The sequence below is a fragment of the Bradyrhizobium sp. WSM4873 genome, assembly GCF_055811355.1.
Genome location: NZ_JBVVPS010000039.1, coordinates 46,327 through 59,014, shown reverse-complemented (window position 1 = coordinate 59,014; position 12,688 = coordinate 46,327). Strand labels below are relative to the sequence as shown.

The window sequence follows — 12,688 nt, the reverse complement described above, 5'->3', positions numbered from 1 at the left end:
CACCCCCCTAACACCCCGCCGGCTGTGTTATACCCCATCGGGGTTTTTCTCCCCCCCCCCCCCCCCCCCCTACTCCCCCCCCCCCCCCCCCCCGCTACGAGGGGTGACGCATCACTCCCCGTTCGACTCCCCATTTGCCCCATTCCCACTCTCGGCCTCTTCCGTAATATGCTCGACCGAGACGACGTGTTCGTCCTCGGCGGTGTCGAACACGATCACGCCCTGGGTCGAGCGGCCGGCGACGCGGATGCCTTCGACCGGGCAGCGGATCAGCTGGCCCTTGTCGGTGACCAGCATGATTTGATCAGCGTCCTCCACAGGGAACGACGCTACGAGGTTGCCGTTGCGGTTGTTGACGCTCATGGCCACGATGCCTTTGCCGCCCCGGCCGGTGGTGCGGTACTCGTAGGACGAGGTCCGCTTGCCGTAGCCGTTGACAGAGACGGTCAGCACGACCTGCTCCTGCGCCGACATCTCGATGTAGCGCTCCTGGGCGAGCTGGAAGCTGCCGGAGGTCTCCTCGGCCTCGGCGTCCGCCGCCGGCTCCTCGGCCGCAGCTTCGCCGGCGACCGCACGACGCATCTTCAGGTACGCCGAGCGCTCGTCGGACGTCGTCTCGACGTGGCGCAGGATCGCCAGCGAGATCACCTTGTCGCCCTCGGCAAGCGCAATGCCGCGCACGCCCATCGAGGTGCGCCCGGTGAACACGCGCACGTCGGTGACGGGGAAGCGGATGCACTGGCCGCCGGCGCCGGTCAAAAGCACGTCGTCATGCTCGGTGCAGATCTGCACGTCGACGATCGCTTCGTTGTCGTCGAGCTTCATCGCGATGATGCCGGAGCGGCGGACATCGACGAAGTCGGACAGCTTGTTGCGCCGGACGTTACCGCCGGTCGTGGCGAACATCACGTCGAGATTGCCCCAAGTGGACTCGTCCTCCGGCAGCGGCATGATGGTGGTGATGCGCTCGCCCTGCTCCAGCGGCAGGATGTTGATCAGCGCCTTGCCGCGCGCATTCGGCGCGGCCATCGGCAGGCGCCAGACCTTGATCTTGTAGACCTGGCCGCGCGACGAGAAGAACAGCATCGGCGTATGCGTGGACGCCACGAACAGCCGGCTGACGAAATCCTCGTCGCGGGTCTGCATGCCGGCGCGGCCCTTGCCGCCGCGGCGCTGCGCCCGGTAGGCCGACAGCGGCACGCGCTTGACGTAACCGGCGTGGGAGACGGTGACGACCATGTCCTCGCGCTGGATCAGGTCCTCGTCCTCGACCTCGCCTTCCTGCTCGATGATGACGGTGCGGCGCGGGGTCGCGAACTCGGCCTTCACTTCGGCGAGCTCGGACTTGATGATTTCAAGCACGCGGTCGCGCGAGCGCAGGATGTCGAGATAGTCGGCGATCTCGCCGGCGAGCTTGTCGAGCTCCTCGCGGATTTCGTCGCGGCCGAGTGCGGTGAGGCGTTGCAGGCGCAAATCGAGAATGGCCCTCGCCTGCTCCATCGACAGCCGGATCGTGCCGTTCTCGCTGATGCGGTGGCGCGGATCGTCGATCAGCGTCAGCATGTCCTCGACGTCCCGGGCGGGCCAATCGCGCGACATCAGGGTGTCGCGCGCGGTGGTCGGGTCGGGCGAGGTCCGGATGACGCGGATCATCTCGTCGATATTGGCGACCGCGATCGCCAGACCGACCAGGATATGGGCGCGATCGCGGGCCTTGGCGAGCAGGAACTTGGTGCGCCGCGTGACGACGCGCTCGCGGAAGTCGACGAAGATCGCCAGCAGGTCCTTCAGATGCATGATCCGCGGACGGCCGCTGTCGAGCGCCACCATGTTGACGCCGAAGCTCGTCTGCAGCGGCGTGAACCTGTAGAGCTGATTGAGCACCACATCCGGCACCGCGTCGCGCTTCAATTCGATGACGACGCGGTAGCCGTCGCGGTCGGATTCATCGCGCAGGTCGCCGATCCCCTCGATCTTCTTTTCCTTGACCAGCTCGGCGATGCGCTCGACCATCGTCGCCTTGTTCACCTGGTAGGGAATCTCGGTGATGATGATCGCCTCGCGCTCCTTGCGGATGGTCTCGATCGCGACCTTGCCGCGCATCATGACCGAGCCGCGTCCGAGGTGATAGGCGGCGCGGATGCCCTGCCGTCCGAGAATGACGCCGCCGGTCGGGAAATCCGGTCCCGGCACGATGTTGATGAGCTCGTCGATGGTGAGCGCGGGGTTGTCGATCAGCGCGACGCAGGCGTCGATGACCTCGCCGAGATTGTGCGGCGGGATGTTGGTCGCCATGCCGACGGCGATGCCGCCGGCGCCGTTGACGAGGAGGTTCGGGAACTTGGCCGGCAAGACCGACGGTTCGGTCTCGTTGTTGTCGTAGTTCGGCTGGAAATCGACCGTGTCCTTGTCGATGTCGGCCAGCAGAGCCAGCGCCGCCTTCGTCAATCGAGCTTCGGTGTAACGATAGGCCGCCGGGGGATCGCCGTCGACCGAGCCGAAATTGCCCTGGCCATCGATCAGCGGCACGCGCATGGAGAAGTCCTGCGCCATCCGGACCATGGCGTCGTAGATCGACTGGTCGCCATGCGGATGATATTTACCGATGACGTCACCGACCACGCGGGCGGACTTGACGTACTTCTTGTCCGGCGTGTGCCCCTGCTCGTTCATCGAGTACAGGATGCGGCGATGCACCGGCTTCAGACCGTCGCGGGCGTCAGGCAGCGCCCGCGCCACGATCACACTCATGGCGTAGTCGAGATAGGACTTCTTCATCTCCTCGAAGATGGAGACGGGGCGAATATCCGAGGGTTGCGCCGGCTGGTCGCCGGGCTTGTCGTCGTCGTCAGCCAAGGGGAAATCCGGTGAGGTTTTATCTGGGAATCATATAGCGCATCGAGCCTCTGATAACCACCCTCGCGGGGTTCTTGGAAGCGCTTTTTCCGCCTATTTTTCCAACAACTTAAGCCCTTGCGAGCGATGTCTCGGACGGCCCCCGCATCGGCCTTGCAAAATCGCCCGCTGCGCGCGGAAAACCGCGCGACGGGCTTGCCCCGTCAGCGCGTTTGCCAAAGCCGCAATCCGAGCTCACCCCAAACATGAAGCGGGCCCGGAAACCCCGAGCCCGTCCTGCCGATTAGTGGGATTTTCTGACACGAGATGAGAAGCGCCGCTCATCCGGCCGGCGCCTCCGCATCGAGACGCCGCGTTCTCAGAACGCGGTCGCTCAGAACGGGATATCGTCGTCCATGTCGCTGTTGCGGCCACCGCCGCCAGCGGCAACGGGGCGCCGCGGCGCGCTGCTGACCGGACCGGAGGACCCGAAATCGCCACCCGGCTCGTCGCCGAAGCTGCCGCCTCCGCCACCGCCGCTACGACCGTCCAGCATCGTCAGGGTCGAGTTGAAGCCCTGCAGCACGACTTCGGTCGAGTACTTTTCGACACCGCTCTGGTCGGTCCATTTGCGGGTCTGGAGCGCACCCTCGACGTAAATCTTGGCGCCCTTCTTCAGATACTGTTCGGCGACCTTGCAGAGCCCTTCATTGAAGATCACGACGCGGTGCCACTCGGTCTTTTCCTTGCGCTCGCCGGTTGCCTTGTCGCGCCACGTCTCCGAGGTGGCGACGCTCAGATTGGCGATCGGACGCCCGTCCTGGGTGCGGCGGATTTCAGGATCCTTGCCGAGATTTCCAACCAGAATGACCTTGTTGACGCTTCCCGCCATCTCCGCTCTCCGCTCCGAATGCCATTGAATTCAAGAAGGCCGGTCCGCTCCCCGCGTTCCGCCGTGCCTGTTGAGGCGACCCTATACGCTCGCCGAACGCTTGCGGACGCCGATCAGTCCGTCACCCCTCCGGTTATCCCCACATATAGCATCGACCTCCGGCTCGTTCCAGATTTGTTCTTGGCGAACGACAGCACTGAAGGTGTGAGATCGATCGGCCGATGTGCTGCGGGAAGGCACGGGTAGATTGGAACCTTTGTAGGTTCCCTGAAACGGGAGAAAGAACTTAACATTCAGCAGGTTATGGGTACTCGCACTGCCCCGTTCTTGTTGCATTTCGGAGACGGACTCTGCCGCTCCGCAGAGTTACCGTTGCCTCGGACTTAGTTCATATGGGCCCTCGCGCCTGATCAGCCGCTTCGGGGACATAAGAAGCGGACGAACCTGGGGAGACTGGCAATGAATAAGCTTCTTATTGGTGCAATAGGTGCAGTGGCGATGGGCCTGTCGGCTCCCGCAAGCGCGGCGGATCTGGCTGCGCGTCCCTATACCAAGGCCCCCGCGCCGGCGATTGCCACCATCTACGATTGGAGCGGCTTCTACATCGGCATCAACGGCGGCGGGGGCTCGAGCCGCAATTGCTGGAGTTTCCTGGATGCGACCGGCGCGGTGACCGGGGTCCCAGGTGCTCTGGCCAGCGAAGGCTGTCACAATGCGACGGGGGGCACCGTCGGTGGCCAGATCGGCTATCGGTGGCAATCCACCAATTGGGTGTTCGGCCTTGAAGGCCAAGGCAACTGGGCCGACTTCCGGGGCGACAACGTGAGCACCCTCTTCCCTGGCACCGCTCTGGTGACGGGTGATCGCAACCGTTCTCGCATCGACGCTTTCGGCCTCATCACCGGGCAAGTCGGTTACGCCTGGAATAACGTGCTGTTCTACGTGAAGGGCGGCGCCGCCGTCGTCGGCGACAAGTACGACGTCTACGCTGCTGCGGGCACGCCCGGCGCGGGCACCCTGTTGGCTTCCGCCCGTGAAACTCGCTGGGGTGGCACGGTCGGGGCCGGTCTGGAGTTCGGCTTCGCACCAAACTGGTCGCTGGGCCTCGAGTACGACCACATCTTCCTCGGCAATCGCACGATCGGCTTCACAACGCCCGCGGGTGCGGTCTTCGGCAGTGACCGGATCGGCCAGGACGTCGACATGGGACTCGTCCGCTTGAACTATCGCTGGGGCGGTCCGGTCATCGCAAAGTACTGATCGAACTGACATTCATCAATCAAGGCCGGCCTCGTGCCGGCCTTTTTTGTTGCTGGTCCCATGGAGGACCATAGGTCAGTAACTGCGCCATTTTCAGGCCGCTGTGGCTTTCCAGTGACACAACTTGCAGCTTCAATGGTGTAAGTAAGGCCTCACTTGGGCAAGTGAGTCCGATGCCCTTCCCTATCGTGGAAGGCACAATCAAAAACTGGGACTGGGATTAGTTTAAAATGAAAAAGGTTTTGTTGGCTTCGGCCTGTTTGTTCGCTCTCGCTGCCCCGGCTTCGGCCGCTGATCTCGCGGCGCGCCCCTACACCAAGGCCCCGGTGGCCATGGCTTCGGTCTACAACTGGACCGGCTTCTACATCGGTGCAAACGCCGGTGGCGGCTCAAGCCACAATTGCTGGGATCTCACCGCGGTTGGCGTAGCCGCAATTCCCGTCACAGCCGAGGGTTGCCATAATGCGACCGGCGCGCTCGTCGGTGGCCAGATCGGCTATCGCTGGCAGTCCACCAACTGGGTGTTCGGACTCGAAGCCCAGGGCGATTGGGCTGATCTGAAGGGGTCGAACGTTAGCTCGCCCGCCGCGCTCAGCCCGCTGGTGAACAATACCAAGATCGACGCCCTCGGCCTCTTCACCGGCCAGGTGGGTTATGCCTGGAACAACGTGCTCTGGTACGTGAAGGGCGGCGCGGCCGTCACTCACAACAAGTACAGCGGCTCTTTCGCTGGCGTTACGATCGACACCGCGAACGAAACGCGTTGGGGCGGCGCCGTCGGCACCGGCATCGAATTCGGCTTCGCTCCGAATTGGTCGGTCAGCGTCGAATACAACCACCTGTTCATGGGCAAGCACACCGACACCTTCACCTTCCTCGGCGTTAACACCCGCACCGACAGCATCAAGCAGGACGTGGATATGGCCACGGTCCGCCTGAACTACACCTTCGGTGGCCCGGTGGTCGCTAAGTACTGAGTTCAGTACTTAGCTCCAACGCCATCCGCGTTACGAAAGGCCGGCCTTGCGCCGGCCTTTCTGTTTGACCGGCCGCTCCTGCGCAGTTCCGCAAGGCCCTGCTCCTGCCAGATGCCGCCAGCGCGCCAACAATCGGTTGACGATTCGCAAGTCCCACTGGAAATCTGTCCTCGTTCTTCCTACGTTCGCTCACAACCCCATCGGCGCCGATCCCGGTTCCGGGCGAAGCGCGCCTATTCAGTTGGCGCGATCGCGCGCTTTTGGATTCCCTGAGGACCACCAGGATGGATGAAGTGATCAAGGCGAAGCGCCAACAACAGAACGTGGGATCAAACCTGCGCGCAATTACGATCCGTGGCGCGCGCGAGCACAACCTCAAGAACGTCGACGTCGAGATTCCCCGCGACAAGCTGGTGGTGTTCACGGGGCTGTCAGGCTCCGGCAAGTCCTCGCTCGCCTTCGACACCATCTACGCCGAGGGCCAGCGCCGCTACGTCGAATCGCTGTCGGCCTATGCCCGCCAGTTCCTGGAGATGATGCAGAAGCCCGACGTCGACCAGATCGACGGCCTGTCGCCGGCGATCTCGATCGAGCAGAAGACGACGTCGAAGAACCCGCGCTCCACTGTCGGCACGGTAACCGAAATTTACGACTACATGCGCCTGCTGTGGGCGCGCGTCGGCGTGCCCTATTCGCCCGCCACCGGCCTGCCGATCGAGAGCCAGACCGTCTCGCAGATGGTCGATCGCGTGCTGGCGCTGCCGGAGGGCTCGCGGCTCTATCTGCTCGCGCCGGTCGTGCGCGGCCGCAAGGGCGAGTACCGCAAAGAGCTCGCCGAATGGCTCAAGAAGGGCTTTCAGCGCGTCAAGATCGACGGCGTCTTCCACGAGCTCGCGGAAGCCCCTGTGCTCGACAAGAAATTCCCGCATGACATCGACGTCGTCGTCGACCGCATCGTGGTGCGCGCCGACATCGGCCAGCGCCTCGCCGAAAGCTTCGAGACCGCGCTGAAGCTTGCCGAGGGCCTCGCCGTCATCGAATTCGCCGATGCGCCGGCTGCGACAGCACCCGCGGAAGAGAAAAAGAAGACCGCAAAGATCCACGACAAGAGCGGACCCGAGCGCATGCTGTTCTCGGAAAAGTTCGCCTGCCCGGTGTCCGGCTTCACCATCCCCGAGATCGAGCCCCGCCTGTTCTCGTTCAACAATCCCTATGGTGCCTGCCCCGCCTGCGGCGGCCTCGGCGTCGAGCAGCATGTTGACGAAGACCTCGTCATTCCCGACAAGGAGCTCGCCATCGGCAAGGGCGCGATCGCGCCCTGGGCCAAGTCCTCGTCGCCCTATTACATTCAGACGCTGACTGCGCTCGGCAAGCACTACAAGTTCACGCTGACCACCAAATGGAAGGATCTGCCGAAGAAGACGCAGAACGCGATCCTGCATGGCTCCGGCGAGGACGAGATCAAGTTCTCCTACGAGGACGGCGTCCGCTCCTACGACACCAAGAAGCCGTTCGAGGGAGTCATCACCAACATCAACCGCCGCTATCGCGAGACCGAGAGCGAGTGGGCGCGCGAGGAGCTTGCGAAGTATTTCCACGACGTGCCCTGCGAGGCGTGCCACGGCTTTCGGCTCAAGCCCGAGGCGCTCTGCGTCAAGATCGGCGGCAAGCATATCGGCGACATCTCAGAGATGTCCGTGAAAGGCGCCGGCGCGTGGTTCGAGACCGTCCCGGAGGCGCTGAACACCCAGCAGAACGAGATCGCCGGCCGCATCCTCAAGGAGATCCGCGAGCGCCTCACCTTCCTGCTCGACGTCGGCCTCAACTACCTCACGCTCTCCCGCTCCTCCGGCACGCTCTCCGGCGGCGAGAGCCAGCGCATCCGCCTGGCCTCGCAGATCGGCTCGGGGCTAACAGGCGTGCTCTATGTGCTCGACGAGCCCTCGATCGGCTTGCACCAGCGCGACAATGCGCGCCTGCTCGACACCCTCAAGAGACTTCGTGACCTCGGCAACACCGTGATCGTGGTCGAGCATGACGAGGACGCGATCCTGCTCGCCGACCACGTGCTCGACATCGGCCCCGGCGCCGGCATGCATGGCGGCAACATCATCGCCGAAGGCACGCCCGCCGAGATCATGCGCAACCCCAACTCGCTCACCGGCAAATATCTCACGGGCGAGCTCGAGGTCGAGGTGCCGGAGCGGCGCCCGCCGAACCATCGTCGCACCATCAAAGTGGTCAACGCGCGCGGCAATAATCTCAAGAACGTCACGGCCGAAATTCCGCTCGGCCTGTTCACCTGCGTCACCGGCGTCTCCGGCGGCGGCAAGTCGACGCTGCTGATCGACACGCTCTACAAGGCGATCGCCCGCAAGCTGAACAATGCCAGCGAGGGCGCCGCCCCGCACGACCGCATCGAGGGCCTCGAGCACATCGACAAGATCATCGACATCGACCAGTCGCCGATCGGCCGCACGCCACGTTCGAACCCCGCGACCTATACCGGCGCCTTTACGCCGATCCGCGAATGGTTCGCAGGCCTGCCGGAATCGAAGGCGCGCGGCTACGAGCCCGGCCGCTTCTCCTTCAACGTCAAGGGCGGCCGCTGCGAGGCCTGCCAGGGCGACGGCGTCATCAAGATCGAAATGCACTTTTTGCCCGACGTCTACGTCACCTGCGACGTCTGCAAGGGCAAGCGCTACAACCGCGAGACGCTCGAGGTGCTGTTCAAGGGCAAGAGCATCGCCGATGTGCTCGACATGACCGTCGAGGAAGCCGCCGAGTTCTTCAAGGCGGTCCCGCGCGTGCGCGAGACGTTCCAGACGCTGCATCGCGTCGGCCTCGACTACATCCATGTCGGCCAGCAGGCCACGACCCTGTCGGGCGGCGAAGCCCAGCGCGTCAAGCTGGCAAAGGAGCTGTCCAAGCGCGCTACCGGCCGCACGCTCTACATCCTGGACGAGCCGACCACCGGCCTGCATTTTCACGACGTCAAGAAGCTGCTTGAGGTGCTGCACGAGCTGGTCGCGCAGGGCAACACGGTCGTCGTCATCGAGCACAATCTCGAAGTCATCAAGACCGCCGACTGGGTCATCGACCTCGGCCCCGAAGGCGGCGACGGCGGCGGCGAAATCGTCGCCTGGGGCCCGCCCGAGGACATTGCGAAAGCGCCGCGGAGCTATACGGGCAAGTTCCTGGCGCCGGTGCTGGCGAAGGCGCGGAAGCCGAAGCGGCGACGCGCAGCGAGCGAGGCGGCGGAGTAGCCCACCTGGAATGAGCAGAAGCATTTGTCTGAGGGAGGATCGCGTTTGCCTGCAGGACTTGTGCAAACCTATCGTGCGTTCGCCCCTGGGCGAACCATCGGCTTCTCACCGCTTGCGCGACGCTGTCTCAGGCCGACTTCGAAGCCGCACGAACCGGCTTCTTTCCGAGCCTGCAGCGCACGCTCAACCACATCCGTGTCATAGACCTCTTCTATGTCGATGCGCTGGAGGGCGGGTGGCTGGGACCGGCGGCTTGGAAGAACGAAGTGCCGCATCCCTCCCTTGCCGCGCTGAAGGCTGCGCAGGCTGCGATCGACAAGCGCTTGATTGCCGTCTGCGATGCGCTGACGCCCGAGCTTCTCGACGGCATTGTGCGGATCAACCGCGACATGCGGGTCCAGACCGAACGCCGTGACCGGCTACTCATGCATCTGTTCCAGCATCAAATTCATCATCGCGGACAGGCCCACGCGATGCTGTCCGAAACGCACATTGCCCCGCCTCAGCCCGACGAATTCTTCGCCGAGGGAGAAGCACCGCTCCGGGCTACCGAGTTCGCCGATCTTGGTTGGACCGAGGGGACCGTGTGGAAATCCTAGTCAAGGTGGAGGCGCGCGTGCGCGAGACGCTGCATCGCGCCGGCCTCGACTACATTCATGTCGGCCAGCAGACCACGACCTGTCCGGCGGCGAAGCCCAGCGCGTCAAGCTGGCGAAAGAGCTATCCAAGCGCGCCACTGGCCGCACGCTCTACATCCTGGACGAGCCGACCACCGGCCTGCACTTCCACGACGTCGTCATCGAGCATAACCTCGAACTGATCAAGACCGCCTGGGTCATCGACCTCGGCTCCGAAGGCGGCGACGGCGGCGGGATCGTCGTCTGGGGCCCGCCGGAAGACATCGCGAAGGCGCCAAGGAGCTACACGGGGAAGTTTCTGGCGCCGGTGCCGGCGAAGGCGCGGAAGCCGAAGCGGAGGCGCGCGGCGAGCGAGGCGGCGGAGTGAGGGCCGCTTTCTCTGCTACAGTCCCATTGAAGTCTTTAAGGCTGCGACCGCGAGGCCTACCCCAATCTTTTCGGCTATCGCGAGTGCCCAATTCCCCGCCGTTTTAAGATGCTGCAGCGCAGCTGAGCCATCACCTTCCGCTGCCGCTTTTTCGGCAGCAGCAACGCCACCGATAGCCACATCATGATCAGCGGTCGAAGCTTCACCCTTGAGCGCAATTCGGAGCATCCCCAATTGTTTAGATAGCTCCTGCGGGTCAATCTGCCCCTTCGAGAGCTGAATCATCGTGACGTTGTTAGCGGTGGCACCCGGCCCCATCGCGGCCACCTGATTTCCCGTGAAGCTCGATTTACCCATAATCATCTCCCTTCTAACCTGCAGACATGCCACCACAGAGTGTGCAAACATTCAAGGTTGTCTGCATCGCCGAGGAGGGACCAATGGATGAGTCGTCGATCGACCTGGAACGCCGCGTTGCTCACTTTCGTGGAGACGTCTCACGCGAGGAACGCCCTGAAAGCGTTACAAGCTACTTAGATGATAATTTGGGGTTCAGGCCGGTGATTGCCGACCTTAATTCTACGGATATTGAAACTCGCACTCCAACTCCTACGGTATATTCCGAAAATCAATCACTTTGGACCGACCTAAACACCCGACGTGTCCGGGAGGGCCATCGATTGTTGTTATCAGAATTCTGTGTCACCGAGTGGAGCCCACTCGCTCCCGGCAGATACTTCACCCCTGAAGCAGCAACAGCCAGAGATCGTGCAGCCGAATTCTTCTCATGGACCAATAACGAATATTATCCCGCTGGAAAGGCAGAAATGGTTCTGGGTGGTATCGGCTGTGTCCGCCTCCAATCGTTCAGTATCGAACGACAAGTCTTTTACCTACTAGGGGCATCTTCGAACGGAATAGCTCATCAAGGCATCATTATTGCGCTCCCTGAATACCTGTATGATCGCATCGGTACAGAAATAGAGAGACGCGGCTCTTGTGTTGCGAGCATTGCTGGTCGCCTACGTGTTCCACCTAAGCACACTCAACTAATCATCAGCGATCGCTGTGTCCCAAAATACTATCTGTTCGCAGACGCAATATCTTTTATCGGGAGCCCATCCACCAAGTTGATCGCGACGGCATCCGTGATGTTTGCCGGAAGCTATTATAAAAACGAAGACAGCCGTGGAGCGAGAGGACCATCGAGAGTTTCATTAGATGGATACGAAACAGATCTTAGAAAGCAATGGACATTCTGCTCGTTCGACCCAAGTCGTGGGAGCGACGGATTGGCTGAGGCAACGGATTGGCTTGAAAACTATGCAGGGCGATATTCAGACAGCAAACGGCCGATTTTGACCGACTTCGATGAGCATATGAATCACTTTTCGAATCCTGTTGAATTCCCCCTCAAGCAAATAATGGGAGGAAACATTTCGATCGAGAGACTAAACATTTATGGTGATTTCTATGGTTTTCAAATTAACGCCCAAGCGATTTCAGTAGCCGGAGACAGCTATTCGGCGCGCCAAGCGGTAGCACTTGGCAAGGGCGCGACGGTGGAGCACGCGACCTTGACGCAAATCCAGACAATTGGGAAGCCACCAAAAAAGCGTCCACCGTCGAAAAGCAAGCGTCGATCTGAGGAGTGATTGCGTCGGCGCGTCGTAAGCCAGCTGCCGGAACGCCGGCGTTTCCAATCTCTCAAAATGATTTCCGCAACTGTGAGAGTTGCGGACGCCGCGGAATCCATGCCCTACTCCCTCGCCATCTTCGATCTCGACGGCACGCTGGCCGACAGCTTCCCGTGGTTCCTGCGGACCATCAACGATGTCGCCGACCGCTTCGGCTTTCGCCGTGTTGCGGATGAGGACGTCGAAGGGCTGCGGCATGCTTCGTCGCGCGAGATTCTCAGCCGGCTTGAGGTGCCCCTGTGGAAGCTGCCGGCGATCGCGCGGCATGCGCGGCGGCTGAAGGCGGAGGCGGCGGCGGAGATTGCGCTGTTCGCCGGGGTCGAAACGATGCTGCGGACGCTGGCGGAGAACGGCGTGCAGCTCGCGCTGGTGACGTCGGACAGCGAGGCCAATGCGCGCGAGAAGCTCGGCGATTGTGCGGCACTGTTCGCCCATTTCGATTGCGCGGCGTCGCTGTTCGGCAAGCCGTCAAAATTTCGACGGGTCATGCGGCGCGCCGGCGTGGCGCCGGGCAAGGTCATTGCGATCGGCGACGAGGTGCGTGACATCGAAGCGGCGCGGGCCGTGGGGATTGCCTGCGGCGCGGTGGGCTGGGGCTATGCGGCGCCGGCGGCGCTGCGGGCGCTGGCGCCAGATCACATGTTTGAACGGATGGACGAGATTGCGCGCGCATTGCGCCCGGCGTCGTAGCCCGGATGGAGCAACGCGCAATCCGGGAAAGTGTCCCCGCATTCCGCTTCGCTCCATGCAGGCTAC

At 62.6% G+C, this 12,688-nt stretch carries 8 protein-coding genes and 2 pseudogenes; 7 read left to right on the top strand and 3 right to left on the bottom strand.

The window, feature by feature from the left end:
- Positions 1 to 111: 111 nt before the first annotated feature.
- Both gyrA and AC0L21_RS33045 read right to left on the bottom strand, forming a co-directional pair.
- Entirely contained in the window at positions 112 to 2,856 is a 2,745-nt protein-coding gene (gene gyrA, locus AC0L21_RS33050; RefSeq protein WP_473265852.1) for a DNA gyrase subunit A, read from the bottom strand.
- Positions 2,857 to 3,229: 373 nt separating this feature from the next.
- Entirely contained in the window at positions 3,230 to 3,727 is a 498-nt protein-coding gene (locus AC0L21_RS33045; RefSeq protein ID WP_007590726.1) for a single-stranded DNA-binding protein, read from the bottom strand.
- A gap of 459 nt (positions 3,728 to 4,186) precedes the next feature.
- On the opposite strand from AC0L21_RS33045, the gene AC0L21_RS33040 reads away from it, so the two are divergent.
- The 5 genes and pseudogenes from AC0L21_RS33040 to AC0L21_RS33020 all read left to right on the top strand — a co-directional run.
- The gene (locus AC0L21_RS33040) at positions 4,187 to 4,987 is read left to right on the top strand and encodes an outer membrane protein (RefSeq protein ID WP_473265851.1); all 801 of its coding nucleotides are present in this window, start codon (positions 4,187 to 4,189) and stop codon (positions 4,985 to 4,987) included.
- 230 nt (positions 4,988 to 5,217) lie between these two features.
- Positions 5,218 to 5,964 carry an outer membrane protein gene (locus tag AC0L21_RS33035; protein ID WP_473265850.1) on the top strand — a complete coding sequence of 249 codons (747 nt, stop codon included), beginning with the start codon at positions 5,218 to 5,220 and terminating at the stop codon, positions 5,962 to 5,964.
- 284 nt (positions 5,965 to 6,248) lie between these two features.
- Complete coding sequence (gene uvrA / locus AC0L21_RS33030) at positions 6,249 to 9,230, top strand: excinuclease ABC subunit UvrA (RefSeq protein WP_473265849.1); 2,982 nt, start codon at positions 6,249 to 6,251, stop codon at positions 9,228 to 9,230.
- Between the two features lie 45 nt (positions 9,231 to 9,275).
- Positions 9,276 to 9,829, top strand: a pseudogene (locus AC0L21_RS33025) (DinB family protein).
- 2 nt (positions 9,830 to 9,831) lie between these two features.
- Positions 9,832 to 10,235: pseudogene (locus AC0L21_RS33020) on the top strand (ATP-binding cassette domain-containing protein); the annotation flags it as partial.
- A gap of 15 nt (positions 10,236 to 10,250) precedes the next feature.
- Here the strand turns inward: AC0L21_RS33020 and AC0L21_RS33015 are convergent.
- Positions 10,251 to 10,592: a hypothetical protein gene (locus AC0L21_RS33015; protein WP_473265848.1), complete on the bottom strand. Its 342-nt coding sequence runs from the start codon at positions 10,590 to 10,592 to the stop codon at positions 10,251 to 10,253.
- An 83-nt stretch (positions 10,593 to 10,675) separates the two neighbouring features.
- Between AC0L21_RS33015 and AC0L21_RS33010 the strand changes: the two genes are divergently transcribed.
- Positions 10,676 to 11,890, top strand: a complete 1,215-nt coding sequence (locus tag AC0L21_RS33010) for a hypothetical protein (RefSeq protein WP_473265847.1) — start codon at positions 10,676 to 10,678, stop codon at positions 11,888 to 11,890.
- Positions 11,891 to 11,989: 99 nt separating this feature from the next.
- Positions 11,990 to 12,622 (top strand): HAD-IA family hydrolase, encoded by a 633-nt coding sequence (locus AC0L21_RS33005; protein WP_473265846.1) that lies wholly within the window; start codon positions 11,990 to 11,992, stop codon positions 12,620 to 12,622.
- The last annotated feature ends 66 nt before the right edge of the window (positions 12,623 to 12,688 follow it).